This is a genomic window from Qipengyuania benthica (assembly GCF_030717865.1).
Lineage (GTDB): Bacteria > Pseudomonadota > Alphaproteobacteria > Sphingomonadales > Sphingomonadaceae > Qipengyuania > Qipengyuania benthica.
On the sequence record NZ_JAVAIL010000005.1, the window covers coordinates 118,410 to 144,609 of the forward strand.

The following is a 26,200-nucleotide window of genomic DNA, read 5'->3' on the forward strand; positions in this document are numbered from 1 at the left end:
CTTATTGACGCTGTGCGCGTGACCTACATGCCCGAACCCGGACCGTAGGTGATTTCGACGCGACGGTTCTGCAGTTCGCGAACACCATCGGCAGTCGGGACGCGCGGACGCAGTTCGCCGAATGCTTCGCTGTTGACGCGACCCGTGGGAATGCCACGTGCGGTCAGGTAATCGCGTACCGAAGCGTTGCGACGCTGGGCCAGACCCATGTTGTAGTCCTGCGTACCCGAGAGGTCGGTGTGACCGGCCAGCATGACCGAAGCCGTGCCGCAATTGGCGTAGGCCGTGACCGCATTGTCGAGGATGGTCGCCGCTTCCGGGGTGATGTCCGATTTGTCCCAGTTGAAGAAGACGATGTACGGACCCGTCTCGCAGACCTGAGCCGGAGGCGGCGGAGGCGGCGGAGGCGGCGGGGGCGGCGGGGGCGGAGGCGGCGGGGGCGGCGGAGCCACCGGAACGACCGCGGCCGGAGCGCCGAAGTTGTAGCTCAGCGTGCCGAGGATCGAATGCGTGCGGACATCACCCTGCAGCGTGCGACCGCCGGCATCGGTGAGTTCGACATTGTCCGAGTTGAACAGGCGATACTTGAGGCCGACATCGACATTGTCGCTCAGCGGAGCGCGGACGCCCGCCAGGACCTGCCAGGCGAAGCCGCTGTCCGAATCGTCGAAGGAAGCGGGCTGGCTCTGGCTGATGAAGCCTTCCATGCCGGTGCGGGCAACGCCGACACCGCCACCGACGAAGCCCTGAAGGCCGTCATCGGGACCGAAGTCGAACATGCCGTTGAGCATGAAGCTCAGGACATCGACATTGCCGCCAGCCGCGTAGAGGCCGGGCGCTGCGTTGAAGGGACCAAAGCCGAGGCCGGTGTTGCCGACGGTTACGGTTTCGAGATCCGCATCGCGATAGCTGGCTTCGGCTTCGAGACGGAACGCCCCGAAATCGTAACCGACGAAACCGCCGACGTCGTAGCCCTTGTCGGCTTCGACGATCAGATTGTCACCGGTCGCGCCGATGTCGAAATCCGTGTCTTCGACGATCATGGCACCGCCTTCGACGCCGACGTACCATTGGCCGTCGCGTGCGAGAGCTGGCGACGCCAGAGCCGTCGAAGCCATCGCCATTCCTATGACGAGTTTCCGCATTATAAAATTCCCCTTATTGCGAATTAAAGCCACCGAGTGGCGAGATATCTAACTTTTACCCGGTTGGGTGGCAAGCGGACATTACCCGGAACTGTTGCAAGAATGCCGCGATATGGCTTGTCCTGTACATATTGCAGGTGGATTCCGACCGTCCGGCGATTGGAACGCTGCTGCCCGGTCCCGGTTCCCGCTAGCCCGCAGGAAAAATTCCCGAATGTCGCAAAGCGCTTATCAGCGCGGCGATCGCGGCGCGGGCCTCGGCGTCGACGGTGGTTCCCCCGGTTGGCTCGGCGGGTTCCAGCGCGGCGCTCCAGCCGTCCGAGTAGATCAGCATCTGCCCGGTGTCGAGCCGGCGCACGCTGGCGCCCTCAACCGGTGGCGCAAACAGCCAGTTCGACCCCAACCAGACTGCGATCGCCCGGTCCTGCCCCTGCCAATCCCCGCCGGCATCGGCGGCGACCAGATAGGCATCGCCGGGTTGCGCCGTTCCGGGCGGCTGTTCGCGTTCGTCGAACACGGTCGCCTGGACCAGCGTGTCGAGGGTGCCGAACAGCGCAGCGTAGCCGACAAGCGTAGTCTCCACCTGCAAGCGCGAGTTCCCCCCTCCCTGAGGGAGGGGTCGAGGGTGGGTGTGCGGCGCCTGTCGGTGAGCTGGAACCCGCACCCCCGACCCCTCCCCCCGGGGAGGGCAAAGGCGCCGCGATCCCCCCGCTCATCCCAGCATCTCGCCCGCGCCCAGCCGGATCGCGATCCCCACCAGCAGCAGCGCCAGCACCCCGCGCACCAGCCACTGGATCGCGGCCTTCCAGGCGCTCGCCTTGGCATCGCGCCAGGCCGAGAGCAGCTCGCGCAATTCGTCGATATCGTCCTGAGCCTCGTCATCCCCGAGCCCGAGCCGCTTGAGCGCGCGCTGCGCCCCGAGCTCGCTCGCCTCCTCGACCATGGCGCGCAGGGTCACGATCGTAGCGCCCTCGGCGCGCGCCTGCGCCAGCAGCCGGGCGAGCATCTCCTCGGTGCTCATCGCGCGTCTCCCGATATGGCGGTGGCGGCGGCGGCGGGCAGACCCAGCAGTGCGCGCTTCTCGTCGCCCGACAGGAAATCCGCCGCGGTAACCGTGCTCCACAGCGTCTCGCGGTCTTCCGCCAGCGCCGGCACGCGATCGAGATCGACATGCATTTCCGCATCCGCGAACCAGGGCGACAACCCCGCCGAGAGCGCATCGAGCACGCGCTTGGCCAGCGGGAGCAGCGTGAGCCGCCACAGCGCGCGGTTGGCCTCGCGGTAATTGGCATAGGTGTTGTCGCCCGGCAGCCCGAGCAGCATCGGCGGCACCCCGAAGGCGAGCGCGATGTCGCGCGCCGCGCCCGCCTTGAGATTGGCGAAATCCATGTCGGCGGGCGAGAGCGCCATCGCCTGCCACGACAGCCCGCCCTCGAGCACCATCGGCCGCCCGGCATTGGCCGAACCCTGGAAGGCGTCGGCCAGCTCGCTCTTCAACCGCTCGAACTGCTCGGAGCTCAGCCCCGCAGCCTCGCCGCCGTCATAGACCAGCGCCCCCGAGGGCCGCGCCGCATTCTCGAGTAGCGCGCGGTTCCAGGCGCTCGCGGCGTTGTGCACCGCCACCGCCTGCCGCGCGGCGGTGAGGCAGCCCGCGCCGTAATGATCGTCCGCGGGGTGGAAGCACTTCAGGTGCAGCAAATTGGGCCACCCCGCCTCGTCCTCGAGCGCGATGGTGCGGCTGTGCTCGGCGAGCCGGTAGCGATAGGCGGCGGGCCAGCCATCCTCCCCCGCGACCACGCTCATCCGCTCGGGCCGCAGCGGATAGAGCTCGACCGGCGCGCCCGCGCCATCGCGCAGCACCTGCACATAGGCATTGCCATGCAGCAGCATCTGCGCCGCCAGCACCTCGAGCAGCGGCTGCCCGGTGCAGGAGCGATCGACCAGCTTCGCCAGCGCCGGGTCGGCCACCGCCAGCGGCGCACCGCCGACCCCCTCGGCGACGATCCGCACCGCGCGCTGCGCCACCGGATTGGCGAGATAGGCCGCCTGCACCGATTGCGCATAGTCGAACGCGCTCTCGCGCGGCTCGCCCGCAAAGACGCTCGCCCAGGGCGAGACGAAGCCGCGCGTCAAAGGCACGCGAACAGGCCCCGCGCCCTTGAAGGCGGAGGCCAGAGTGGTGAGGAAGGACATGGGTGGCTCCTTGCCGAAACGAGACGGTGGCTCGTTGTCGAAACTGTGGTTAGGACGGCTTGATGCGATTTGGGCTATGTCTCGCATTTGTTTTTTCGTTGCAGGCTTGCACTGCTGAGCCTCACGGTCCGCCTGCCGATTGTGAGCTAGCGAAGGTGCAATTTCCGAGCTGTTACGAAAAGTATATCGAGACCGAGGGAAGCACCTCCCTCGGTTTCAAAGCGATGTGGTATGCCTGCGTCCCACACTCGGAGCCGAAGGTCATAGAAGGTTCGTGGGCTTCGGATTTCGAATGGAACGCCTTCTTCGAGGGTCGTCACCCGACGCCGAGAGAGGCTTTTCCGGATGATCTGCCCCCCAGTTTGGCTTTCCGAAGCGGCGTGAACAGCCCTGAGCGAGCGGACAATGCTGCCCGTCTGTGGTCGATCAAGTTCATTGGTCGCGAAGAGACCTGCCGGCTATTCCCCCATATCCCGCCGACATTCTTTGCGGAGGAAATCTTGGAGCAACGCCTGATCTGGGAGGTGGCGGGCTACCCCACTTATACGTTCGAACCGATTGGGCCTTAAAGACTACGTATTCGCGGCCTAACCCTTCTCCCAAGCATCAGTTCGGTCAGCGCCCAGACCAGCGCGTCGGCGCGGTCGGGCGAGCGGCCGGGGCCTTCGTAGGTGCCGCCCGCCATCAGCCCGCACAGCTGGTCCTCCAGCGCGGCGAACAGCGCGGTGTGGCGTACGCGGCCCGCTTCGTAGAGCGCCGCCACCGGCTCGGCGCGCGCCGTCTTGCCGCGGCTGGCGTGGACCAGCTTGAGCGGCAGCGAGAATTCTGCGGCGCGCAGCACGCTGGCGACCATCGCGCCGCCCTGATTCGCTTCGGCGACGACGCGGTCGGCGTTCCAGCCGCGCGCCGCCTCGGCTACGCCGCGCGCCCAGCGTTCGGGCGAGGGCCGCGCCAGCGAGCAATCGGCGAGCACCAGCGCCGCCCCGTCCGCGCCCAGCCCGGCGACCACGATGCCGCATTCGTCGCCATGGCTCGATGCGGGCGGATCGACCCCGACCACCACCCGCAGCAGTGCGGGCCGCTCGTCCTTCGCGTCCTCCGCGCGGCACCGCTCGAGCAGCGAGCGCGACCACAGCGCCCCCTCGACATCCTCGAGCAGTTCGCCGAGCAGCTCCTGCCGCCCCAGCGCGGTGCCCGCGAAATCGCGCTGCACCGCGTCGAGGAACCCCGTGGGGAGGTTGTCGGCATTGGCAGCGGTCGGCCCGCCCGTCAGCGCGATGGCGTCCTGCGCGATCAGCCGTCGCAGCAACGGGACCGCGCGCGGGGTGGTGGTCGCGGCGACGCGCGGGTCGCACCCGAGCCGCAGTCCCAGCAGCAGATTGTTCCACGCCGCCTCGGCGCGCCCGCCGCTCTGGTCCCATTTGGCGATCTCGTCGCCCCAGGCATGGCTGTGCTGCGGCCCGCGCAGGCTTTCGGGCTCGGCGGCGGAATAGAAGGTCGCGCGCGCCCCGCCGGGCCACACCAGCTGCCGCCGCGAGGGCTCGAAGCGGGGTCGCTGGCGCGGCGAGGCGATCGCCAGCAGCCCGCTCTCGCCCTCGACCATCACCCGCCGCGCCTCGCCCAGCGAGGCCGCGACCAGCGCGATCCGCGCCGCGGGATCGGCCTCGGCGATGGCGCGGACCCATTCGGCGCCCGCGCGGGTCTTGCCGAAACCGCGCCCCGCCATGATCAGCCACAAGTGCCAGGCCTCGGGCGGGGGCAGCTGACCGGGATGCGCCCAGAGCCGCCAGTGGCGCCCGAGCGCGGCACGTTCGGCATGCGACAGCAGTCGCAGTTCCTCGCGGCGCTGTTCGGGCTCGAGCCCCAGCAGCGCCTCGGCGCGGTCAGACCGGATCATGGTCGCGGCTTTCGAGAACCGGTTCGGGGGTGCTCTCCGCGCCAATCTCCGGCGCACCGTCATGCGCGAGGATCAGCGCGTTGGCCGCGCGGCGATTGCGCATGTCGTCGATGAAGGTGTCGATCCGGTCGAACACCGCCTGCTCGTCCTCCTCTTCCTCGCGGAAGGCGCGCTCGCGGGCCACGGTCTCGCGGTGCGCGGCGAGCAGCCGCAGCGCCGAGGCGACATCCATCTTGTGCTTGGGTTCGGGGTCGCGAAGATAGCCCAGCACCTCCATCTCGAGATGCTGATAGCCCTCGGTCAGCGCCGCCAGCCAGCGCGCCGCGAACCCCGGATCCTCGCGCCGCAGCGCATAGGCCTTGCCCGGCACCACCCGGGCGCGCCACGCCGCGGCGGTGACGTTGGAGGTCTCGGCCAGCGCTTCGAGAAAGCGATCCGGCCACTCGGTTGCGACGGTTCGCGCCCCGCGCCGCCTGCGGACCACGCGCCCGGTGGCGGTTCTGGTGTCCTGATAGCGCTGCAGGAACGCCGGATTGGTGCTCGCGCGGCTGTAGACGGTGGTGGGGTGGATCCCGGTCAATCGGGCGGCAGCGGCGACGGACAGACCGCTGCGCAGCGCGGCGAAGAATCCGGGCTCCCACGGGCGCGGCCGGTCCTTTGCCGGTGGTTTGGTCTCGGTCATGGCGGGGGTATCCGTAAGCTGGGGCGAGCGGGGCGACCCGCTGCCGGACGGCAGGCATGCGAAGGGCGGCGCCGGAAAGCCCGGCACCGCCCGAAATCGAATCACACTATCGCGATGTTCCGTTTCTCTAACCAAAGAGTGTCACGATGTCAAGACAAAAAACCAAATAGGTTCGTATGCGCTATGCCGCTGCGCCATGCGATGCCGCTTGCCAGCGCCCTGCGCAGCCCGTAACCGGCGCGCATTCTACGGGATGGAAGGGTCGGACCGCATGCTGCGCAGTCTCTACAATTGGACGTTGGAGAAGGCCGCGCATCCGCATGCGGTGTGGTGGCTCGCCGTCTTCAGCTTCGTGGAATCGAGCTTTTTCCCGATCCCGCCGCACCCGCTGCTCGGGCTGATGTGTCTCGCCGAACCCAAGAAGGCGATCCGCTTCGCCGCGGTCTGCACCGCCGCCTCGGTGCTGGGCGGATTGTTCGGCTATCTGATCGGCTGGGGGCTCTACGATACGATCGGCGCCTGGCTGATCGGTGCGCTCGGCCTGACCGAGGCCTTCCCGGTCGCCGCCTGCCATCTGCGCGAATATGATTTCGAGGCGATCCTGATCGCCGGTGCCACCCCGGTGCCGTTCAAGCTCCTGACCATCACCGCGGGCTTCATCGGGATGAACCTGGTCACCTTCACGCTCGCCAGCATCGCCGGGCGCGGGCTGATCTTCATGACCGTGGGGATATTGTTCCGCCTGTTCGGGGCGCCGATCAAGCTGTTCATCGACAAATATCTCGGCCTGCTGACCACGCTGTTCGTGCTGCTGGTGGTCGGCGGGGTGCTGGTGCTGACGCAGCTCGGCCAGGGCGAGGACGACGGCACCGACGTCTGCGCGCAAGCGACGACGGTCAACCCGCTGGCGTGAGGCGCGGGCCGGGGGCACGGCCAGCCGTCACGTCGTTGCGAGCCGCCACCGGCGGTGCGGCAATCCATCGCCGAAGCTGCCGGTTTCAAACGCCGGTTGCGGTAGTCGGCAAGCTCAGCCCATGGATCGCTTCGTCGCTACGCTCCTCGCAAGGACGAGGGGGTGAGAAAAACGTCCACACTTCCTGCCTCGTCATTGCGAGCCGCTGCAAGCGGCGCGGCGACCCAGGGCCGACGCCATCCACCCGCCGCAGCGGCAACGAAGCCGTAGTTCAGCCTTCGAACCGGATATCCAGCGTGATCTCGGTGTCGAGCAACCGCGAAATCGGGCAGCCGGTCTTGGCCTCCTGCGCCAGCTCCTCGAACTTCTCGCGTGCCAGACCGGCGACCTTGCCCTTGGTCGACAGCGCCGATTTGGTTACCTTGAAGCCGCTGTCATCCTTCTCCAGCGTCACCTCCGCGCTGGTCGCGACCGAGCCGTCCTCATGCCCCGCCTCGGCCAGCTTGAACGACAGCGCCATGGTGAAACACGCCGCATGCGCCGCCGCGATCAGCTCCTCCGGATTGGTCCCGGCCTTGTCCTCGAACCGGGTCTGGAACCCATAGGGCTGCGCCGAAAACGCTCCCGATCCGGTCGAGATATGGCCCTTGCCCGATTTGCCCAGGCCCTCGTAGCTGGCGCTGGCGGTGTTGGTGGTCTTCATCGATGCGGTCTCCTTTCACAAGCAGAGACGCGCCGGAGGGGGACGATGTTCCGTGAAAGCGGCCCTCAGATGATCCCGACCGCTTTGCCGGCGCGTTCGAACATCGTCAGGATCGTCGCGACCTCCTGCTCGCTGTGCTCGGCGCAGAGCGAGCAGCGCAGCAGCGTCATATTGGCCGGGGTCGCGGGCGGGCGGGCGAGATTGACGTAGAGCCCCTCCTTCAGCAGCGCCTCCCACATCGTTGCGCCCTTCTCGAGGTCGGGCATGATCACCGCAATGATTGCGCTCTGCGCCTCGGGCGTGCCGAGCGTGAAGCCGAGTTCGCGCAAGCCCGCGTGGAGGTTGCGCGAATTCTCCCACAGATGCGCCCGCTTGTTGGAGCCGTGCATCAGCTTGCGGATGCTGGTCGCGGCGGTTGCGACGACGCTTGGCGGCAGGCTGGCGGTGAAGACATAGGGGCGGCACACCAGCCGCATGATTTCGAACTTGGGATGGTTGGAGACGCAGAAGCCGCCCACCGTGCCCACGCTTTTCGAGAAGGTGCCGATGATGAAATCGACGTCGTCGATGATCCCCTGATCCTCGCAGACCCCGCGGCCGTGCTCGCCGATGAAGCCCATCGAATGCGCCTCGTCGACCAGCACCATCGCGCCGTTCTCCTTGCAGATGCGGACCATCTCCTTGAGCGGCGCGACATCGCCGAGCATCGAATAGACGCCTTCGAGCACCACCAGCTTGCCCGCGCCCGCCGGAATCCGCTTGAGCCGCTTCTCCAGCGCTTCGACGTCGTTGTGCTTGAACGGCACCACTTCGGCATTGCCCATGGCGCAGCCGTCCCAGATGCTGGCGTGGCTGTCGATGTCCAGGATCACGTAATCGCCCTTGCCCGCGATCGTGGAGATGATCCCGAGATTGGCCTGGTAGCCGGTCGAGAAAACCATGGCGTGATCCATGGCGTAGAATTCGCGCAGCGCGTCCTCGCATTCGCGGTGACCCTGATAGGTGCCGTTGAGAACCCGGCTCCCGGTGGTGCCGGCGCCGAAGTCCGCAAGTGCCTGTTTTCCCGCCTCGATCACATCGGGATCGAAGGTCATCCCCATGTAATTGTAGGTGCCGAGCAAAATGGTCTCGCGGCCGTTGCAGATCGCGCGGGTGGGCGAAAGCACCTTCTCCATCACCAGGTTGAACGGATCCTCGATCCCGGTGTCGAGCAGCCCCTGGCGCATCGCGATCAGATCGTCGAACTTGCTGAACAGATCGGGCGAATCGCCGGTCAGCTCGGGCGGCTGGTCGGGCTGGAGAATGCCTTCGCTCATGCGTCGGCTTCCCGCGAGGCCTGGAGCTTCTGGACCGCATCGACCAGCTGGCCCCAGCGCTCGATCTCCGCCTGCTGGTTCATCGAGATGATGATATCGAACTCGTCCTCGATCGCGGCGACGAAATCCATCACCGTCAGGCTGTCGAACTCCAGATCGTTCTGGAACGAAGTGTCCTCGGTGATCGCGACGCCCTTGGTGTTGAAGGGCTCGACCTGAGCGCGGATGCGGCTGTCGACTTCGGCTCTGTCCATGATCGGCGGTCCAATTCTGTCAGGCGGCGGGGGATGGGGCCCGCGCCGGGAAAGGGTCGGCCAAAGCGGTTCGGGCGGTCGTTTGTCAAGCGCGGGCGCCCTTTGGCGGGTGCGCGGAACGGGCTTGCGAAGCGCTCAATCGCCCAGCAGCTCGCGCACCGCCGCCATGAAGGGGCCGATCGACACCGGCTTGGCGAGGTAGTCGCTGGCGCCCGCATCGCGGATGCGTTCCTCGTCGCCCTTGCCGGCATAGGCGGTGACCGCAAGCACGGGTGTTTGCGTGAAAGCGGCATCCTGTTTGAGCTGCGCGATCAGATCGATGCCCGAGACATTGGGCAGCTGGATATCCATGATCACCAGCTCGGGGTTGTACTTCTTGGCGGTCTCCACCACGTTCTGCCCATCGGCCACCGGCACCACTTCATAGCCATTGGCCTTCAACACGTCACAAAACAGCTTACGGTTGAGGTCGTTGTCCTCGACAACCATGATTCTCTTTGCCACGGACCACGCTCCTGCTCGCTATCGCGCGGGCGTTAGGGCTTTCACGGGAGGCTGACAATTCTTCAGCGCAGACAGACCGCCGAGACGAGCGGAAGCGACGCCCAGGCGCTTGCGCTCTCCGCACTGGTGTGGGTGCTCGAGGACGAGCGCCGCGCCGAACGGCTGCTGACGCTCTCGGGGCTCACTCCCGACCAGTTGCGCGACGGTCTGACCGACCCCGCGGTGCTCTCGGCGGTGCTCGATTTCCTCGCCGCGCACGAACCCGACCTGATCGCCGCCGCCGAAGCGCTCGCGGTCCCGCCCGAGCGGATCGTCGCCGCGCAACGGAGCCTGTCCGTATGAACCGCCCGCTGGTGATCTCCGATTGCGACGAGGTGCTGCTCCACATGGTGGCGCATTTCCGCGACTGGCTGGATGAGGAAACGCAGGTCGAGTTCAACATGCAAGGTGCCGATTTCGGGACCGCGATGCGCTGGCGCGACAGCGGCGAGCCGCTCGAGCAGAAGGAGATCTGGCGCTATCTCGGCCAGTTCTTCGACACGCAGATGGACCGGCAATTGCCGATCGCCGGGGCGATCGAGGGGATCAACACGCTCGCCGAGAAGGCCGATGTGGTGATCCTCACCAATCTCACCGACGAGCGCCAGCTGCACCGCGTCGAGCAGCTCGCCAAGCACGGCGTCGAGGCCAAGGTCTACACCAATCAGGGCCCCAAGGGCCCCGCGCTGCAGCGGATCGTCGCCGAGTACCGGCCCAGCCGGGCGATCTTCATCGACGACCTGCCGCAGCATCACCAGTCGGCGCGCGAGACGCTCGCCGATATCACCACGCTGCATCTGTGCGGCGAGCCCGCGCTGGCCCCTCATATCGACTGCGCGCACCGGGCCGGCCACGCCGATGCCCGCATCGACGACTGGGCCAGAGCCTTGCCCTGGCTGCTCGACCGGATCGAAGGAACACCCGCATGACCATCTCCGCGCGGCTCGAAACTCTCGGCCTCACCCTGCCCAAAGCCGCCGCCCCCGTCGCCAGCTATCAGCCGCTGGTGGTGCAGAGCGGCTGGTGCTTCGTTTCGGGGCAGCTGCCCTTCGTCGATGGCGAGCTGGTGACCGGCAAGCTGGGCGCGGATGTGAGCCTGGAGCGCGGCCAGGAGGCGGCGCGCGCCTGCGGGCTGATGATCCTGGCGCAGCTCGAGGCCGCCGGTCTGCTCGACCGGGTTACGCAGGTGGTCAAGCTGGGCGGCTTCGTCGCCTCGACCCCCGATTTCACCGATCAGCCCAAGGTGGTCAACGGCGCTTCCGATCTGATGTTCGAGGTGTTCGGCGAGTACGGTCGCCACGCCCGCAGCGCGGTCGGCGTGCCGGTGCTGCCGCTCGATGCGGCGGTCGAAGTGGACGCTATCCTTGCTATTTCCGACGCTTGATCGCCTGCTGACCTCGCCGCCGGACGCAGCGCGGGTCGGTTGGTTGCGCAACTGGGCCTATGCGCATCGCGGGTTCCATTCGGACGGCGTGCCGGAGAACTCGCTCGCCGCCTTCGCGGGCGCGATCGCCGCGGGCTACGGGATCGAATGCGACATCCAGCGCAGTCGCGACGGCGAGGCGATGCTGCTCCACGACTGGGAACTCGAACGGCTGACCGGGGTCGGCGGCCCGCTCGCGGCGCACAGCGCCCAGGAACTGGGGCAGATCGCCTTTCTCGACTCCGACCACCGCATCGCCCGGTTGAGCGACCTGCTCGAACTGGTTGCCGGCAAGGTGCCGGTGCTGATCGAGATCAAGTCGCGCGCCGGCTACGACGTCAAGCGATCCTGCCGCGCGGTGGCGCGCGCGCTCGAGAGCTATGAAGGCGCGGTTTCGGTTATGAGCTTCGATCCAAGAGTGCCAAGGTGGTTCGCTAGACATGCGACCCGGCCTCTGCGGGGGCTCGTGATCAAGGAAACTGCCGACGGACCCACGCCGCACCGCTGGCAGCGCCATCTCGCGCTGTGGCACGCCCGCCCCGAATTCGTCGCCTACGACATCCGCGCGCTGCCCAACCCGATGGCTGACGGCCTGCGCGCCCGCGGCTTTCCCGTGCCGAGCTGGACCATCGATACGCCCGAAAAGGCGCGGCACGCGGCGCTCCACGCCGACGCTCCGATCGCCGAGGGCGAGGGGTTCGCATGAGCGGCGAACGGGTCGCAAAGGTCGGCGGTTCGGTGGGGGCCTTCCCCGCTGCGCAATGGGATGCGCTCAATCCCGCCGGCAATCCCTTCGTCAGCCACGCCTTTCTCACTGCGCTCGAGGATTCGGGCAGCGTCGGCGATGGCACCGGCTGGCAACCCGCGCCGATCGTGATCGAGGACGGGCAGGGTAGCTTGTGCGCCGCGCTGCCCTCCTATCTCAAGGGGCACAGCCAGGGCGAATATGTCTTCGACCACAGCTGGGCCGATGCCTTCGAGCGCGCCGGCGGGCGCTATTACCCCAAGCTGCAGATCGCCGCGCCCTTCACCCCCGCCACCGGTCCGCGGCTGCTGCTGACCGACGAAGCGCTCGCCGAACCGCTGCTCGCGGCGGCGCAGCAGCTTTGCACCCAGAACGGCTTTTCCTCCGCGCATGCCAGTTTCATCGAACCGGCCCAGCAGGCGTTGTTCGATCGGGCCGGCTGGATGCTGCGCCACGACATCCAGTACCATTGGCACAATCGCGACTACGACAGCTTCGACCACTTCCTCGCCGACCTGTCGTCGCGCAAGCGCAAGGATCTGCGCAAGGAGCGCGCGGCGGCGCAGCGGGGGGTGACGATCCGGCGATTGCGCGGCGGCGAGATCCGCCCCGAGCATTGGGACGCGTTCTGGATCTTCTATCAGGATACCGGCGCGCGCAAATGGGGGACGCCCTATCTCACCCGCGAAGCCTTCGACCTGGTCCAGCAGCGGATGGGCGATGCGCTGCTGCTGGTGCTCGCTTATGAGGGCGGTGGCGAGGACGGCGAACCGATCGCCGGCGCGCTCAATTTCATCGGCCGCGATGCGCTCTACGGGCGCTATTGGGGCTGCACCAAAGACGTGCGCTTCCTGCATTTCGAACTGTGCTATTATCAGGCGATCGACGCGGCGATCGAGCTTGGCCTCTCCCGCGTCGAAGCGGGCGCACAGGGCGGGCACAAGCTGGCGCGCGGCTATGGACCCGTCACCACCGTCTCCGCGCACTGGATCGCCGATCCGGGCTTTCGCGCCGCGGTGGCCGATTTCCTCCAGCGCGAGCGCGACGGGGTGGCGCAGGACAAGAGCTTCCTCGTCGAACGGACCCCGTTCCGCAAAGCCTAAGCGGCGCGGCGGCCTTCCATGCCCAGCCATTCGCGCGCGCGGCGCTGCGCCTCGGCGATCTCGCGCGCGGTCATCTCTTCGGAGATGTCGGCGCGGCACCAGGCGGCCTCGTCATGGCCGCGCGAGGCGGCGATGTTGAACCATTTGTGCGCTTCGACCATGTCGCACGCCACCCCGTGGCTGCCGGTCGAAAACGCCACCCCCAGATCGTAGAGCGCGTTCACACAGCCGCCGGTAAATGCCGCGAGGCATTCCGCGATCAGCGCACCCGCCTGCTGGTCCTGAACGATTTCGGCACCCCCGCCGTCGATTGCCTTGAATTGCATCGATTGTCCCCTTGTGGGTCGGCACCCTCTTCAGCCGACGCTCCCTGCCTCCCAACTTATGGTCAAGAAAAGGTTAACGGCGGGGCGATTTCGCCGAAGCTTGCGGCCCGGCCATGTGCCTGGCGGCATTGCCGCTTGTGCGCCACCGGAGCCACGCCTATAGGCCGCGCCCAACGGATGCTTGCGGCGTCGCCGGGAAGGCCCGGGACAAGTGGGTCGGCAAGCCGTCCGGTATGAATAGAGGGTTTAACAACGGGATAGAGGTGTCGATGGTCGGGGCGGCGTCCGCAGAAGCAGCAGACAAGGAAGAGCTGGTCCGGATCAGGGAGGCGGTCGGAAACGACTACGTGCCCGATGACGACGAGCCCTATATGTCCGAACGCCAGCTCGATTATTTCCGGATGCTGCTGCTCGAATGGAAGCGGTCGATCCGCAATTCCGCCGAACACACGCTGCAATCGCTCCAGGACGGCCCGATCCGCGAACCCGATATGGCCGACCGCGCGTCGAGCGAAACCGACTGGGGGATCGAACTGCGCACCCGCGACCGGCAACGCAAGGTTACAGCCAAGATCGACGCGGCGCTGCGCCGGATCGACGAGGGCGAATACGGCTATTGCGAGGTGACCGGCGATCCGATCGGTCTCAAGCGGTTGATCGCCCGCCCGGTGGCGACGATGACGGTCGAGGCGCAGCAGGCGCACGAGCGCCGCGAAAAGATTTCCCGCGACGACTGAAGCATCGCTCGCAAAAATAGGTCGAGAAAGGCCCGCAGATCGCGCTGGCGCTTACGCTTTGTTCAGCCTTTCTTGTTAGCCAAAATCCCGGTCGCACGAAAATTTGCACGGGCGTCGATCGCCGGCGCGAGTGCACAAGAGGAATTCACGATCATGTCCGCTGTCGATACGCGCAATCTGGATCGCGACAGCCTGTTCCTGATGGCGCAGATCAGCTTCGACGGGCGAGGCGAGTCCGTTCGCGGCAAGGTCCGCAATCTGTCGGCCGGCGGAATGATGGTCGAAGGCGAATTCGAGGTCGAACGCGGCAACCGCATGACCGCCGAACTGCGCAATGTCGGCAAGGTGAAGGGCACGGTCGCCTGGGTTCAGGGATCGCGCATCGGTGTGGCCTTCGATGCGGAAATCGATCCCAAGCTCGCCCGCGCCCCGGTGGGCACCAAGGGTTCGGAGATTCCCTCCTTTGCCCGCCCGGCGCTCGACGCATCCAAATTCGACGATCCCAACCGCAGCTTCCGCCGCATCTGACCGCCACATGACTACGGAGCCGCAGCTTCCTGCTGACGGCTGGCCGGCCACCTGCTAGGCCTCGGCGCCGATCATGCGCGCCCCTTCTGCACCGTCCTTCCCGATCGCGCCCCTCCTGATGGCGCCCCTCCTTTTGACTGTGGTCGCCTGTAGCGCGAGCCAGGACGACGGCGTGACCGACGTCGCGATCATCGGCACCGAACAGGGGTTGTTCACCGGCGGATTGCGCTTGCCTTTCGAAGGCCAGCACCTGCGCGCCGCGACCCGGCAAGGGCTGGTTGCACTCGACGAACAGGGGCAGGTGGTGCCCGCCATCGCCGAACGCTGGATCGTGACCGACGACGGCGAGAGCTATATTTTCCGGATTCGCGAATTCGACTTTCCCGACGGCTCCCGGCTGACCGCGCAAGCGGTGCGCGATTCGCTCGAGCGGACGCTGGCCGGGCTCGAGGGCACCACCATGGGGCTGGACCTCGCGAAGATCCGCGATGTCCGGGCGATGACCGGGCGCGTCGTCGAGATCCGTCTCCACAGCCCGATGCCCGATCTGCTGCAATTGCTCGCCCAGCCCGAAATGGGGCTGGCGCTGGGCGAGGCGGAGGTCGGCCCGATGCGTTTCGAGCGCGACGGTGCCGCCGCCGATCTGATCGCGCTGCGCCCCGAACAGCGCGGCCTTCCGCAGCAACCCGACTGGGACGAGACGGTGCATCCGGTGCGGGTCTACGCGGTCGATGCCCGCGAGGCGACCGACGGCTTTTCCGCCGGCCGCTACGATCTGGTGCTCAACGGAAGGCTGGTCGATCTACCGCTGGCGGATATCGGGGCACTGGCGCGCGGGACGATCCGTTTCGATGCGGCCAAGGGCTTGTTCGGTCTCGATGTTCGCCGCGCGACCGGCTTCCTGAGCGCCCCGACCAACCGCGAGGCGCTCTCGATGGCGCTCGATCGCGCCGCATTGATCGAGCCCTTCAACATCGGCGGCTGGATCCCCACCACGCGGGTGGTCGCCCCCGGCCTGCCCAACGACGACGGCTCGGTTCCCGAACGCTGGCTGGCGTTGTCGATTGCGGAACGCCGGGCCGAAGCGGCGCGGCGGGTCGCGACCTGGGAAGCGCAGAACGATGCCGAAGTGGCGCTGCGGCTGGCGCTGCCCGAGGGTCCGGGAGCGGATATCCTGTTTGCCGAACTGGCCGAGCAATATGGCGCAATCGGGGTCGCGCTGGAGCGCGTCGGGATGGGCGATCGCAGCGATCTGGCCCTGCGCGACCGGGTGGCCCGCTACGCCGGGGCGCGCTGGTTCCTCAACCAGTTCAACTGCGCGGTGTCGCGCGCACTGTGTTCGCCCGATGTCGATTTCCTGGTCGAGCTGGCGGTCGAATCGCGCGATCCGGTGGAGCAACTGAGCTATCTCGCCGAGGCCGAAACCGCTTTCGCCGCCTTCAATGGCTATATCCCCATCGGGGCGCCGATCCGCTGGTCGCTGGCGCGCGCGGAAGTGGTGGGCTTCTCCGAGAACCCGTGGAACTTCCACCCCTTGTTCCCGCTTTCGCGCGCGCCCATGTAGAGCCGATGCAACCCGAGGAACCCAAGCGTCCGATCCCGATGGGAATGGACTTGCCCACCGGCAGCGATCCGGTGTCGATCCGCCGCCGGGTGGAGGCGCTCGAACAGGTGCTCGAACGCAGCTTCCGCATCCCGGGGGTGAACTATCCGGTCGGGCTCGATGCGATCGTCGGGCTGGTGCCGGTCGTGGGCGATCTGATCACCGCGGCGATGGGTGCCTATATCGTCTGGGAAGGCAAGAATCTGGGCATGCCCAAGTGGAAGCTGTGGCGCATGGCGGGCAATGTCGCCTTCGACACCGCTCTGGGCGCGGTGCCGCTGGTCGGCGACGCCTTCGACCTCGTGTTCCGCTCCAACACGCGCAATCTGAAGATCATCCGCAAGCATCTCGACAAGCACCATCCCGCCGCGCGAACCATCGAGGGATAGTTTCGCCCGCGCGCGGTTCGCGCTAGGGCAGCCGGCATGACTGCCGATGTAACCTATTCCTCCTATCTCGATCTCGACCGCATCCTCGCGGCGCAGCATCCTGCCTCCGACGCGCATGACGAGATGCTGTTCATCATCGTCCACCAGGCGAGCGAGCTGTGGCTCAAGCTGTGCCTCCACGAGCTGCAGGCCGCGCGCGACTGCATCGTCGCCGATAATCTGCGCCCGGCCTTCAAGATGCTCGCGCGGGTTGCGCGCGCGCAGGGGCAATTGATCCAGAGCTGGGACGTGCTCTCGACCATGACACCGCATGATTACTCGACCGTGCGCCCGCATCTGGGCGGCTCCTCCGGCTTCCAGTCGGCGCAATACCGGATGATGGAATTCCTGCTCGGCGGGCGCAATCCCGACATGATCACCATGCACGAGGCGGTGCCGCAGGTGGCGCAGGAACTGCGCGCCGAACTTGAGCGCCCGAGCATCTACGCCACAGTGGTGCATCTGCTCGCACGGCGCGGGTTCGACCTTCCCGCCGAGGTGCTGGAGCGCGACCACGGGCTCACCTGGGAGCATTCGCCCGCACTCGAAGCGGTCTGGGCCGAAATCTACCGCAACCCGCAGGAGTGCTGGGATCTCTACGAACTGGCGGAGAAGCTGGTCGATCTGGAATACCACTTCCAGCGCTGGCGCTTCGGACATTTGAAGACGGTCGAACGGATCATCGGCTTCAAGAAGGGCACCGGTGGCACTCCGGGCGTGCCCTATCTCGCGGGCGTGCTCAAACAGGCCTTCTTTCCGGAACTGCTGAGCGTGAGGACCGCGCTTTGACCAGCTGGAAATCGACCCGCCGGTTGTGGGACATCAGCCAGGTGCTGCGCCCCGGCTTGCCGGTCTGGCCGGGCGACACCTCGTTCGGGTTCGACCGGACCTGGAAGATGGAGGACGGCTCGCCGGTCAATGTCGGGCGGATGACGATGAGCACGCATTCGGGCACCCATGCCGATGCGCCGCTCCACTATGCCGCCGAAGGGCTCGATGCCGCGGGCATGGCGCTCGACCCCTATATCGGCACCTGTCTGGTGGTGGATGCGCGCGGGGTGCGCGGCGCGGTCGATGTCGCCGATCTTCCCCATATCGACAGCGTCGATCGCGTGCTGTTCCGCACCTGGGACGCCTTTCCGCACGATCGATGGCGCAGCGACTGGCTGCCGATCGCGCCCGAGACGATCGAATGGCTGGCGCTGCAGGGGGTCAAGCTGATCGGCACCGACGCGCCCTCGGTCGATCCGCAGGAGAGCAAGACCATGGCAGCGCACAAGGCGGTGCTCGAGCACGACATGCGGATCCTCGAAGGGCTGGTGCTCGATGATGTGCCCGAGGGCCGCTACGAGCTGATCGCGCTGCCGCTCAAGGTTACGGGCGGCGATGCCGGCCTGTGCCGCGCGGTGCTGCGGGAGCTGACATGACGATGCTCGAAAAAGCGCGCGAGCTAGATGCGGCGGATTCGCTGGCGCCGTTTCGCGACCGCTTCGACCTGCCCGAAGGCGTGATCTATCTCGACGGCAATTCGCTTGGCTGCCTGCCCAGGGCGACGCCGGCGCGGCTGGCCGAAGTTGTGGCGCAGGAATGGGGCAAGAACCTGATCCGCAGCTGGAATTCCGCCGACTGGATTTCGCTGCCGCAGCGCATCGGCGGCAAGATCGCTCCGCTGGTGGGGGCGCAAGCCCACGAGGTGATTGCCTGCGACAGCGTCTCGGTGAACCTGTTCAAGCTCATCTCCGCCGCGCTCGCGATGCAGGCCCAGAACGGAAAGCGGCGCAAGGTCATCCTCTCCGAGCCGGGCAATTTCCCGACCGATCTCTACATGATCGAGGGGCTTGAGGCGCAGGGTCTGGCCGAGCGGCGGCTGGCACCGCGCGAAAGCATCGCCGACGCGATGGACGAGGACGTCGCGCTGCTATTGTTGACCCATGCCCATTACAAGACCGGCGAATTGTTCGACATGGCGGCGCTGACCCGCGCCGCGCATGCAGCGGGGGCGCTGGTTCTGTGGGACCTGTCGCATTCCTGCGGCGCGTTGCCGGTCGACCTCAATGGTTGCGAAGCTGACCTCGCGGTCGGCTGCGGCTACAAATATCTCAACGGCGGTCCCGGCGCGCCCGCTTTCGCCTTCGTCGCCGAGCGCCACCACGACGCGCTGCAACAGCCGCTCAGCGGCTGGATGGGCCACGCGGCACCCTTCGCCTTCTCCGACGATTACCAGCCTGCGCCCGGCGTCGACAGCCTGCTGTGCGGCACCGCGCCGATCCTCGCGATGGCGGCGCTCGAGGTCGGGGTGGAACTGATCGCGGAAATCGGCGTGGCGCGGCTCCACGCCAAATCGCAGGCGCTGTCCGAATTCTTCCGCGAATGCCTCGCCGCGCAAGGGCTGGAGCTCGACCTCGTCAGCCCGCCCGACCCAGCCAAGCGCGGCAGCCAGCTCTCCTTCCGCCACCCGCAAGCCTACGCGCTCAGCCAGGCGCTGATCGCCCGCGGCGTGATCGGCGATTTCCGCGACCCCGACATCCTCCGCTTGGGCTTCGCGCCTGCCTATCTGCGCTTCGAGGATATGGCGGAGGCGGCGCGGCATCTGGGCGAGGTGTTGGCGACGGGCGAATGGCAGCGGCCCGAGTTCGCGCAGCGGGCTGCGGTGACTTGATCAGATTGACCGACGACCTTCGAATCTGGGTTTAAGGTTGAGGTGTAGAAACGCTTCAAGCAATTTGCTCAGCGTATCTCCGTAGCTTCGAGGCAACCTGATGTTCGCTCTACCAAAAGCGCTGAATATCCACTCCCCGATTTCGTCCTCAAGACCCAAATAACCAAATTCGGTTCTATTCATCCAAATGTCCTTGGCGAACGTGCTGTTAGCTCGACGTGTCCCGTAATGCTGACTGGTAAATCGCTGAGGGTAACTGGTTTGGCCGATGCGGAGCCATTCACCTTCGCGAAAGAAGGCGTAGACGCCGATCTCATCTTTCAGGGTTGAGGGCCTAGTATGTGAGGCAAATTCAAATTCGACATAAAGTTCGGGGAGTTCCAACTGGCTTACTCCGTGGATTTCTCGAAAACGAAGCAGCAAGGACCCAAGTTCTGCTTTCATATGCTCGTATGTTTGCTCTTGCCTCAAGCCTCCAGCTCAATGTCCCAGTAAAGCCAGTCCCGCCACGTTTCGTGCAGATAGTTGGGCGGGAACTGCTTGCCGTGCTGCTGCAATTGCCAGTGCGTCGGGCGGATCGGTTCGGCGTAGAGGTGCATCCCCGCCTGTTTGGGAGTCCGCCCGCCCTTCTTCATGTTGCACGGCGCGCAGGCGGTGGCGATGTTTTCCCATGTCGTCCGTCCGCCCAACCGACGAGGGACGACATGATCGAAGGTCAGATGGCTCTGGCTGCCGCAGAACTGGCAGGAGAAGCGGTCGCGCAGGAACAGGTTGAAGCGGGTGAAGGCGGGAAACTCGCTCGGTTTCACATATTGCTTGAGCGCGATCACGCTGGGGATCTTCATGTCGAGCGAGGGCGAATGGACGTGCCGCTCGTAGCTTTCGATCACATCCACCCGGTCGAGGAAGATCGCTTTGATCGCGGTCTGCCAAGGCCACAGGCTGAGCGGGTAGTAGGACAGCGGGGTGTAGTCCGCGTTGAGCACCAGCGAGGGGCAGGACTGGAGATCCCGCGAGGGGTCCTCGTCGCTGGTGCGGAACCTTGCGGCCCGTTCGATCAGTTCGGCTCTCAACACGGCGAGCGTTCCTCCGATGCAGCGAGAATGCACTTGCAAGAAAAAGCGTCAAGCCTGTTACAGACAGCCTATCCACAAACTTGTCCCGCCACCCAGTGACCGAGGCGCCACTTTGACCGTCACCCGCTTCGCTCCCAGCCCCAACGGTCCGCTGCATCTGGGCCATGCCTATTCGGCGATCGTGGCGCATGATCTGGCGCGTGAGGCCCATGATCCTGGGGCAGATGATCCTGGGGCAGAAGCGGGCGGGCGGTTCCTGCTGCGAATCGAGGATATCGACGGGGCGCGCTCGCGGCCCGAGCTGGCGGAGGAATTCCGCCGCGATCTGGAATGGCTGGGGCTGGAATGGGAAGAGACGCCGGCGCAATCGGCGCGGCTGGCTGATTATGCGCGCGCGGCGGAGCGGTTGCGGAGCGACGGCTTGCTCTATGCGTGCAGCTGCACCCGCGCGGAAATCGCCGAGCATGCCGCCAGCATCGGCCCCGAGGGCCCGGTCTATGGCGGGCGCTGTCGCCGCGAGGGACCCGTGGAAGGGCGGCCGGTCGCCTGGCGGCTCGATGTCGCCAAGGCGATGGCCGAGGCGATGGAGCGTACCGGACCGCTGACCTGGACCGATGCACTGACGGGCGAGCAGGCGGCGCGGCCCGATCTGCTGGGCGATGTGGTGCTGGTGCGCAAGGACGAGCCCGCGAGCTATCACCTCGCCGCCACGCTCGACGATGCGGCGGATGGCGTCACGCTGGTCACGCGCGGGCAGGATCTGTTCAACGCCAGCCATGTCCACCGGCTGCTGCAGGCGCTGCTCGGCCTGCCCGAGCCGCGCTGGCACCACCATCCGCTGCTGCTCGACGCGAGCGGCACCAAGCTTGCCAAGCGGCGCAATTCCCCCTCGCTGGCCGACCGCCGCGAGCGCGGCGAGGATGGCCGCTTGCTTGCCGCGCAACTGCGCTTGCAGCGATTGCCGGCTGGCATTTCGCTCGGCAGTCCCTAGATTGTCGGGACCATGAACACACTTCTCATCATCGTTCTCGCCATTCTGTGTCTCTTCGTTGTGATTTCGCTGGTGCGCGGGATCGTGGCCTTCATGAAGACCACCAAGATCGATCTGGAAACGGGCGAGGGCGAAACCGCGACCGATATGCAGCTGATGCAGAACAAGATGATGTTCGCGCGGATCAAATATCAGGCGCTGGCGGTGGTGGTCGTCGCGGTGATGCTGGCGATCGCGCAGTAAGCGCCGCCCCGGCAACCGCCCCGGTTGCTTTCAGGGCCCACATGATCGAGGGACGTCCCGGTATTCGACCTACAGGGATGGACGATGGTCAAGCTCAACAAGATCTACACGCGCACCGGCGACGATGGCACGACCGGACTGGTCGATGGCTCGCGGCTCGAGAAACATGCTCCGCGCATGGAAGCGATCGGTGCGGTGGACGAGGCCAATTCCATGCTCGGCTTCGCCGCAGTGGCGCTTGCCGGGAGCGAGCATGCCGATACGCTGTTCCGGATCCAGAACGACCTCTTCGATCTCGGCGCCGATATCGCCACCCCGGCCGAACCGGGCGACGATTTCGCGCCCTCGCAGATGGTGCTGCGGATCGTCGCAGGCCAGGTCGAATGGCTCGAAGCGCGGATCGACGAGGCCAATGCCCGGCTCGAGCCGCTGACCAGCTTCGTCCTGCCCGGCGGCAGCGAGGCGGCGGCCCGGCTGCATTGCGCGCGCGCCTCGGCCCGCCGTGCCGAACGCGCGATGACCGCGCTCGCCGGAGCAGCGCCCGCAAATCCGCAGGCGCTGGCCTATATCAACCGGCTGTCGGATTATCTCTTCGTCCTCGCCCGAGTCGCCAACCACGATGGTGCGGACGATGTGAAATGGGTCCCCGGCGCGAACCGCTAGCCAAGACCTTCGCACAGCTATAACAGCCGCATTTTGCTGCAAGTGCGAAGGAAGATGCGATGACGAAGCCGATGACCAGAACAGTGGCCGTGATCGGCGCGGGCCAGATGGGGTCGGGCATCGCCCAGACCGTGGCGATGCATGGCACGCAGGTCCTGCTCGCCGATGTCGATCTCGCCACCGCGCAAGCGTCGGTCGAGGGCATCGATGCCGCGCTGGGCAGACTGGTCGGCAAGGGCAAGCTGGAAATCGCCGAGGCCGAGGCCACGCTCGCGCGGATCACCCCGATCGGCGGCTACGACGCCATGGCCGAGGCCGAACTGATCATCGAGGCGGCGACCGAGCGCGAGGCAATCAAGCAGGCGATCTTCGAAAAGGCGGGCAAGGTGCTGGGCGCGGAGGCGATCATGGCTTCCAACACCAGCTCGATCCCGATCACCCGCATGGCCAATTTCTCACCCGATCCGGCGCGCTTCGTGGGGCTGCACTTCTTCAATCCGGTGCCGGTGATGAAGCTGATCGAGGTGATCCCCGGTCTCGCCACCAGCGAGGAGACCACGCAGCGCACGATCGCCTTCGCCGAGGGGCTGGGCAAGGAAGTGGTGCTGAGCCAGGACCAGCCGGGCTTCGTGGTCAACCGCATCCTGCTGCCGATGATCAACGAGGCGGTGTTCGTGCTCGGCCAGTCGACCGCCGGGATCGCGGATATCGACAAGGGGTGCCGGCTCGGGCTCAACCACCCGATGGGACCGCTGCAGCTCGCCGATTTCGTCGGGCTCGACACCTGTCTCGACATTCTGATGGTGCTCTACAAGACCACCCGCGACACCAAATACCGCCCCGCGCCGCTGCTGGTGAAATATGTCGAGGCCGGCTGGCTGGGGCGCAAGACCGGGCGCGGCTTCTACGACTATGCGGGCGAGGAACCTGTCCCGACCCGCTAGGACGCCCGCCGGAACCGCCCGCCCGCGCCACTCGTTCAGAACTCGAAGGAGTTTTTTCAAATGAGCGACGCAAAACAAGCCAGTAAACAAGCCACACCTGTCGGTGAGAGCAAGGAAGAGCGCATGGCCGACCAGGCGCCCGAAATGCACAATGACGAGCAGGACGATCACCGCAGCCAGGCGCAGGAAGTCTCCACCCAGGCGCAGCAATTGACCCCCAACACCCCCTCGCCGACCGAGAGCACCAAGAGCGCCAACAAATCGGGGCTGATGAACGATTCCACGCAGGATACGGTCGATCGCATGCGCGATATGGAAAGCTCGGGCCGGATCGACATGGACGCCTACAAGGGCGAACCCAATCACGACGACAATGTCGATAAATACGGCAAGGAGCGCAAGCCCGACGGGCTGCGCGGCGACGGCACCTGATCTTCGTGCGACTGCGGACGGTCAAACGGGATCGCCGGGTTCGGCCGCTTCCCGTTTGAGTTCGTAAAGCAGGTCCAGCGCCTCGCGCGGGCTGAGCCGGTCAACATCGAGAGCCTCGAGGCGGCCGCGCAAGCCATCGCTTCGGGGCTCTTGCGCCGCCGCCATGCTGGCCGCGAACAGCGGTAGCTCGCCCAAGCCGGCCGCCAGCCCGCCGGTTTCGCTGCGTCCTTTCTCGAGCTTGTCGAGCACCGCCTTGGCGCGCTTGAGCACGGGCGGGGGCACGCCGGCGAGCCGTGCCACCGCCAGCCCGTAGCTGCGATCCGCCGCGCCCTGCGCCAGTTCGTGGAGCAGCACCAGATCGCCTTTCCACTCGCGCGCGCGGACATGGTGCAGGCTCAATGAATCGCAGGTCTCCGCCAGCCGCGACAGCTCGTGGTAATGCGTCGCGAACAGACAGCGGCAGCGCAGGGTCTCGTGGACCGCCTCCACCACCGCCCAGGCCAGCGCCATCCCGTCATAGGTCGAGGTCCCGCGCCCGACCTCGTCGAGGATCACGAAGCTGCGGGTCGTCGCCTGCGCGAGGATCGCGGCGGTCTCGACCATCTCGACCATGAAGGTCGAACGCCCGCGCGCCAGATTGTCCGACGCGCCCACCCGGCTGAACAACCGGTCTGCAATCCCCACGCGCGCGCTGGTCGCGGGCACGAAACTGCCGGCTTGGGCGAGAAGGAGGATCAGCGCGTTCTGGCGCAGGAAGGTCGATTTGCCGCCCATGTTAGGGCCGCCGATCAGCCACAGCCGGTCGTCGGACGAAAGCCGGCAATCATTGGCGACGAAGCGATCGTTCCCCCGCGCCAGCGCCTGTTCGACCACCGGATGGCGCCCCGCCTCAATCACGAGGCATGGCTCGTCGACCAGTTCGGGGCGGCACCAGCCCCCCTCGACCGCGCGCTCGGCGAGGCCGGCGGCGACATCGATCCGCGCCAGCGCCTCGGCGGTCGCGGCGATCGCCTCGCGCCGCGCGATCACCGCGCCGACCAGCTCCTCGAAATGCGCTTCCTCCGCCGCCAGCGCATGCCCGCCCGCCTCGGCGATGCGGGTCGCTTCCTCGTGAAGCCCCAGCGAATTGAAGCGCACCGCACCCGCCATCGTCTGACGGTGGGTGAAGCCGCTGTCGGGCGCCATCAGCCGGTCGCCATGCTTCGCGGGCACCTCGATGAAATAGCCCAGTACCTTGTTGTGCTTGATCTTGAGCGTCGGAGTCCCGGTCTCTTCGCGGTATTTCGCCTCCAGCGCGGCGATCGCGCGGCGGGCGTTGCCGCTGGTTTCGCGTAAGGCATCGAGCGCGTGATCGTAGCCCGCGGCGATGAAGCCGCCCTGGCCGCGCTCGGTCGGGGGCGAGGGCACCAGCGCCAGATCGAGCTGGTCGACCAGTTCGGCGTGGCCGCCCAGCGCGCCACTGGTCCGCACCAGCAGTTCGGGAAGGTCTTCGCGGCCCTGCAGCAAATCGCGGATCCGTCGCGCCTCGGCCAGTCCGTCGCGCACCTGCCCCAGATCGCGCGGGCTGCCGCGGCCTGCGACCACGCGTCCCAGTGCGCGACCGATATCGGGCGCCCCGCGCAGCAGGCCGCGCAGATCGGCGCGCAGCAGCGGATCGGTGTGGAAATGGCGCACTGCCGCCAGCCGCGCGTCGATCGCGGCGCGTGTCGCGAGCGGCGCGGCGAGATCCTCCGCCAGCAGCCGCGCGCCCGCGCCGGTGACGCAGCGATCGACCGTCGCCAGCAGGCTGCCTGCGCGCCCGCCCGATTGCGCGGCCAGGATCTCGAGGCTCGACCGCGTCGCAGCATCCATCGCCAGATGCGCCGCGGCCCCGCGCGCGCGCGGCGGCAGCAGGAACGGCATCTCGCCGCGGCCGGCGTGGTCGAGATAGGCCAGCAGCCCGCCCGCCGCCGCCAGCATCGGGCGCGTGAATTCGCCCAGCCCGTCCAGTGTCGCGAGCCCGTGCAGCGCCTTCAGCCGCGCCTCGCCTTCCTCGCTGCGGAAATCGCCGCGCGGGCGGGGAATGGCATCGGGGATCGCACCCTCTGGCGCGAGGTCGCAATCCTCGGGCACCACCGCTTCGCTCGCGCCCAGCCGCGCCAGCGCCGCCTCGAGCGCGTCGGGGGCGCATTCCTCCAGCTCCATCCGTCCGGTCGAGATATCGCAGGCGGCGATCCCGACCGCGTCGCGCAAGGGGGCCAGCGCGACCAAGAGATTGGCGCTGCGCGGATCGAGCAGCGCGTCCTCGGTCAGCGTGCCCGCGGTGACGAAGCGGACGATGTCGCGCGCCACCAGCGCCTTGGAGCCGCCGCGCTTCCTGGCTTCTTCGGGCGTCTCGACCTGTTCGGCGATCGCCACCCGGCAGCCGCCGCGGATCAGCCGCGCGAGATAGCCTTCCGCCGCATGCACCGGCACGCCGCACATCGGCACCGGCTCGCCGTCATGCGCGCCGCGGCTGGTCAGCGCGATGTCGAGGATGCCCGCCGCCACCTTGGCATCCTCGAAAAACAGTTCGAAGAAATCGCCCATCCGGTAGAACAGCAGCGCCTCCCCCGCCTGCTGCTTGAGCGCGTGGTATTGCTGCATCATCGGGGTTTCGCCGCCGGCCATCCCG

Annotated in this window: 33 protein-coding genes; 19 read left to right on the forward strand and 14 right to left on the reverse strand. The window is 66.9% G+C overall.

Annotated elements, in window-relative coordinates; all coding sequences use genetic code 11:
- Positions 1-23: 23 nt before the first annotated feature.
- The 4 genes from Q9K01_RS13705 to Q9K01_RS13720 form a co-directional block, all read right to left on the reverse strand.
- Entirely contained in the window at positions 24-1,145 is a 1,122-nt protein-coding gene (locus Q9K01_RS13705) for an OmpA family protein (RefSeq protein WP_305930687.1), read from the reverse strand.
- Positions 1,146-1,335: 190 nt separating this feature from the next.
- Complete coding sequence (locus Q9K01_RS13710) at positions 1,336-1,728, reverse strand: DUF2793 domain-containing protein (protein ID WP_305930688.1); 393 nt, start codon at positions 1,726-1,728, stop codon at positions 1,336-1,338.
- Between the two features lie 129 nt (positions 1,729-1,857).
- Complete coding sequence (locus Q9K01_RS13715) at positions 1,858-2,166, reverse strand: DUF6127 family protein (protein ID WP_305930689.1); 309 nt, start codon at positions 2,164-2,166, stop codon at positions 1,858-1,860.
- Entirely contained in the window at positions 2,163-3,338 is a 1,176-nt protein-coding gene (locus Q9K01_RS13720) for a phage portal protein (protein WP_305930690.1), read from the reverse strand. Before Q9K01_RS13720 ends, Q9K01_RS13715 begins: the two co-directional genes overlap by 4 nt.
- A gap of 155 nt (positions 3,339-3,493) precedes the next feature.
- Here Q9K01_RS13720 and Q9K01_RS13725 point away from each other — a divergent pair, with 155 nt between their 5' ends.
- On the forward strand, positions 3,494-3,907 hold the full coding sequence (locus Q9K01_RS13725; RefSeq protein ID WP_305930691.1) for a hypothetical protein: 414 nt from the start codon (positions 3,494-3,496) through the stop codon (positions 3,905-3,907).
- On the opposite strand, the gene Q9K01_RS13730 is transcribed toward Q9K01_RS13725, so the two are convergent.
- Both Q9K01_RS13730 and Q9K01_RS13735 read right to left on the reverse strand, forming a co-directional pair.
- Positions 3,904-5,235, reverse strand: coding sequence for a DNA-packaging protein (locus Q9K01_RS13730; protein ID WP_305930692.1), 1,332 nt, complete (start codon positions 5,233-5,235; stop codon positions 3,904-3,906). The genes Q9K01_RS13725 and Q9K01_RS13730 overlap by 4 nt on opposite strands.
- On the reverse strand, positions 5,222-5,917 hold the full coding sequence (locus Q9K01_RS13735) for a hypothetical protein (protein ID WP_305930693.1): 696 nt from the start codon (positions 5,915-5,917) through the stop codon (positions 5,222-5,224). Before Q9K01_RS13735 ends, Q9K01_RS13730 begins: the two co-directional genes overlap by 14 nt.
- A gap of 271 nt (positions 5,918-6,188) precedes the next feature.
- On the opposite strand from Q9K01_RS13735, the gene Q9K01_RS13740 reads away from it, so the two are divergent.
- A complete protein-coding gene (locus Q9K01_RS13740) occupies positions 6,189-6,830 on the forward strand; it encodes a YqaA family protein (protein WP_305930694.1) in 642 nt (213 codons plus the stop codon).
- A 271-nt stretch (positions 6,831-7,101) separates the two neighbouring features.
- On the opposite strand, the gene Q9K01_RS13745 is transcribed toward Q9K01_RS13740, so the two are convergent.
- From Q9K01_RS13745 to Q9K01_RS13760, 4 genes are all read right to left on the reverse strand, one after another.
- The gene (locus Q9K01_RS13745) at positions 7,102-7,533 is read right to left on the reverse strand and encodes an OsmC family protein (RefSeq protein WP_305930695.1); all 432 of its coding nucleotides are present in this window, start codon (positions 7,531-7,533) and stop codon (positions 7,102-7,104) included.
- Between the two features lie 65 nt (positions 7,534-7,598).
- A complete protein-coding gene (spt, locus tag Q9K01_RS13750) occupies positions 7,599-8,849 on the reverse strand; it encodes a serine palmitoyltransferase (protein ID WP_305930696.1) in 1,251 nt (416 codons plus the stop codon).
- On the reverse strand, positions 8,846-9,103 hold the full coding sequence (locus Q9K01_RS13755; RefSeq protein ID WP_305930697.1) for an acyl carrier protein: 258 nt from the start codon (positions 9,101-9,103) through the stop codon (positions 8,846-8,848). The genes spt and Q9K01_RS13755 overlap by 4 nt, the downstream gene beginning before the upstream one ends.
- A gap of 135 nt (positions 9,104-9,238) precedes the next feature.
- Positions 9,239-9,607 carry a response regulator gene (locus Q9K01_RS13760; protein WP_305930698.1) on the reverse strand — a complete coding sequence of 123 codons (369 nt, stop codon included), beginning with the start codon at positions 9,605-9,607 and terminating at the stop codon, positions 9,239-9,241.
- Positions 9,608-9,664: 57 nt separating this feature from the next.
- Between Q9K01_RS13760 and Q9K01_RS13765 the strand changes: the two genes are divergently transcribed.
- From Q9K01_RS13765 to Q9K01_RS13785, 5 genes are read left to right on the forward strand one after another with little or no spacing between them, the layout of a single operon-like run.
- Positions 9,665-9,949, forward strand: coding sequence for a DUF3572 domain-containing protein (locus Q9K01_RS13765; RefSeq protein ID WP_305930755.1), 285 nt, complete (start codon positions 9,665-9,667; stop codon positions 9,947-9,949).
- On the forward strand, positions 9,946-10,575 hold the full coding sequence (locus Q9K01_RS13770; RefSeq protein WP_305930699.1) for an HAD family hydrolase: 630 nt from the start codon (positions 9,946-9,948) through the stop codon (positions 10,573-10,575). Before Q9K01_RS13765 ends, Q9K01_RS13770 begins: the two co-directional genes overlap by 4 nt.
- Positions 10,572-11,030 carry a RidA family protein gene (locus Q9K01_RS13775; RefSeq protein ID WP_305930700.1) on the forward strand — a complete coding sequence of 153 codons (459 nt, stop codon included), beginning with the start codon at positions 10,572-10,574 and terminating at the stop codon, positions 11,028-11,030. Before Q9K01_RS13770 ends, Q9K01_RS13775 begins: the two co-directional genes overlap by 4 nt.
- Complete coding sequence (locus tag Q9K01_RS13780; protein WP_305930701.1) at positions 11,011-11,775, forward strand: glycerophosphodiester phosphodiesterase family protein; 765 nt, start codon at positions 11,011-11,013, stop codon at positions 11,773-11,775. Before Q9K01_RS13775 ends, Q9K01_RS13780 begins: the two co-directional genes overlap by 20 nt.
- Positions 11,772-12,917, forward strand: a complete 1,146-nt coding sequence (locus tag Q9K01_RS13785) for a GNAT family N-acetyltransferase (RefSeq protein ID WP_305930702.1) — start codon at positions 11,772-11,774, stop codon at positions 12,915-12,917. The genes Q9K01_RS13780 and Q9K01_RS13785 overlap by 4 nt, the downstream gene beginning before the upstream one ends.
- Here the strand turns inward: Q9K01_RS13785 and Q9K01_RS13790 are convergent.
- Positions 12,914-13,243 carry an SEL1-like repeat protein gene (locus Q9K01_RS13790; protein WP_305930703.1) on the reverse strand — a complete coding sequence of 110 codons (330 nt, stop codon included), beginning with the start codon at positions 13,241-13,243 and terminating at the stop codon, positions 12,914-12,916. The two genes, Q9K01_RS13785 and Q9K01_RS13790, sit on opposite strands and share 4 nt — an antisense overlap.
- Before the next feature lie 269 nt (positions 13,244-13,512).
- Here Q9K01_RS13790 and dksA point away from each other — a divergent pair, with 269 nt between their 5' ends.
- From dksA to kynU, 7 genes are all read left to right on the forward strand, one after another.
- Positions 13,513-13,980, forward strand: coding sequence for an RNA polymerase-binding protein DksA (gene dksA / locus Q9K01_RS13795; RefSeq protein ID WP_305930756.1), 468 nt, complete (start codon positions 13,513-13,515; stop codon positions 13,978-13,980).
- A 153-nt stretch (positions 13,981-14,133) separates the two neighbouring features.
- Positions 14,134-14,508 carry a PilZ domain-containing protein gene (locus tag Q9K01_RS13800; protein WP_305930704.1) on the forward strand — a complete coding sequence of 125 codons (375 nt, stop codon included), beginning with the start codon at positions 14,134-14,136 and terminating at the stop codon, positions 14,506-14,508.
- A 118-nt stretch (positions 14,509-14,626) separates the two neighbouring features.
- A complete protein-coding gene (locus Q9K01_RS13805; protein ID WP_305930705.1) occupies positions 14,627-16,072 on the forward strand; it encodes an ABC transporter substrate-binding protein in 1,446 nt (481 codons plus the stop codon).
- Between the two features lie 5 nt (positions 16,073-16,077).
- Positions 16,078-16,500: a DUF4112 domain-containing protein gene (locus Q9K01_RS13810; RefSeq protein ID WP_305930706.1), complete on the forward strand. Its 423-nt coding sequence runs from the start codon at positions 16,078-16,080 to the stop codon at positions 16,498-16,500.
- Positions 16,501-16,536: 36 nt separating this feature from the next.
- Positions 16,537-17,328, forward strand: a complete 792-nt coding sequence (locus Q9K01_RS13815) for a tryptophan 2,3-dioxygenase (protein ID WP_305930707.1) — start codon at positions 16,537-16,539, stop codon at positions 17,326-17,328.
- Positions 17,325-17,966, forward strand: a complete 642-nt coding sequence (kynB, locus tag Q9K01_RS13820) for an arylformamidase (RefSeq protein WP_305930708.1) — start codon at positions 17,325-17,327, stop codon at positions 17,964-17,966. Before Q9K01_RS13815 ends, kynB begins: the two co-directional genes overlap by 4 nt.
- A 2-nt stretch (positions 17,967-17,968) precedes the next feature.
- The gene (gene kynU, locus Q9K01_RS13825; protein ID WP_305930757.1) at positions 17,969-19,198 is read left to right on the forward strand and encodes a kynureninase; all 1,230 of its coding nucleotides are present in this window, start codon (positions 17,969-17,971) and stop codon (positions 19,196-19,198) included.
- Here kynU and Q9K01_RS13830 read toward each other — a convergent pair whose 3' ends face one another.
- Both Q9K01_RS13830 and Q9K01_RS13835 read right to left on the reverse strand, forming a co-directional pair.
- Entirely contained in the window at positions 19,199-19,642 is a 444-nt protein-coding gene (locus Q9K01_RS13830; RefSeq protein ID WP_305930709.1) for a hypothetical protein, read from the reverse strand. It lies immediately after the preceding gene.
- A 23-nt stretch (positions 19,643-19,665) separates the two neighbouring features.
- The gene (locus tag Q9K01_RS13835; RefSeq protein WP_305930710.1) at positions 19,666-20,274 is read right to left on the reverse strand and encodes an HNH endonuclease; all 609 of its coding nucleotides are present in this window, start codon (positions 20,272-20,274) and stop codon (positions 19,666-19,668) included.
- A 112-nt stretch (positions 20,275-20,386) separates the two neighbouring features.
- Here Q9K01_RS13835 and gluQRS point away from each other — a divergent pair, with 112 nt between their 5' ends.
- From gluQRS to Q9K01_RS13860, 5 genes are all read left to right on the forward strand, one after another.
- A complete protein-coding gene (gene gluQRS, locus Q9K01_RS13840) occupies positions 20,387-21,265 on the forward strand; it encodes a tRNA glutamyl-Q(34) synthetase GluQRS (RefSeq protein ID WP_305930711.1) in 879 nt (292 codons plus the stop codon).
- 12 nt (positions 21,266-21,277) lie between these two features.
- Positions 21,278-21,508, forward strand: a complete 231-nt coding sequence (locus tag Q9K01_RS13845; protein WP_305930712.1) for an HIG1 domain-containing protein — start codon at positions 21,278-21,280, stop codon at positions 21,506-21,508.
- Between the two features lie 84 nt (positions 21,509-21,592).
- Entirely contained in the window at positions 21,593-22,171 is a 579-nt protein-coding gene (locus tag Q9K01_RS13850) for a cob(I)yrinic acid a,c-diamide adenosyltransferase (protein ID WP_305930713.1), read from the forward strand.
- Positions 22,172-22,230: 59 nt separating this feature from the next.
- Complete coding sequence (locus Q9K01_RS13855) at positions 22,231-23,115, forward strand: 3-hydroxyacyl-CoA dehydrogenase NAD-binding domain-containing protein (RefSeq protein ID WP_305930714.1); 885 nt, start codon at positions 22,231-22,233, stop codon at positions 23,113-23,115.
- Between the two features lie 60 nt (positions 23,116-23,175).
- Positions 23,176-23,547, forward strand: coding sequence for a hypothetical protein (locus Q9K01_RS13860; protein WP_305930715.1), 372 nt, complete (start codon positions 23,176-23,178; stop codon positions 23,545-23,547).
- A 21-nt stretch (positions 23,548-23,568) separates the two neighbouring features.
- Here the strand turns inward: Q9K01_RS13860 and mutS are convergent, their stop codons facing one another.
- Positions 23,569-26,196 carry a DNA mismatch repair protein MutS gene (gene mutS / locus Q9K01_RS13865; RefSeq protein ID WP_479692272.1) on the reverse strand — a complete coding sequence of 876 codons (2,628 nt, stop codon included), beginning with the start codon at positions 26,194-26,196 and terminating at the stop codon, positions 23,569-23,571.
- Positions 26,197-26,200: the final 4 nt, after the last annotated feature.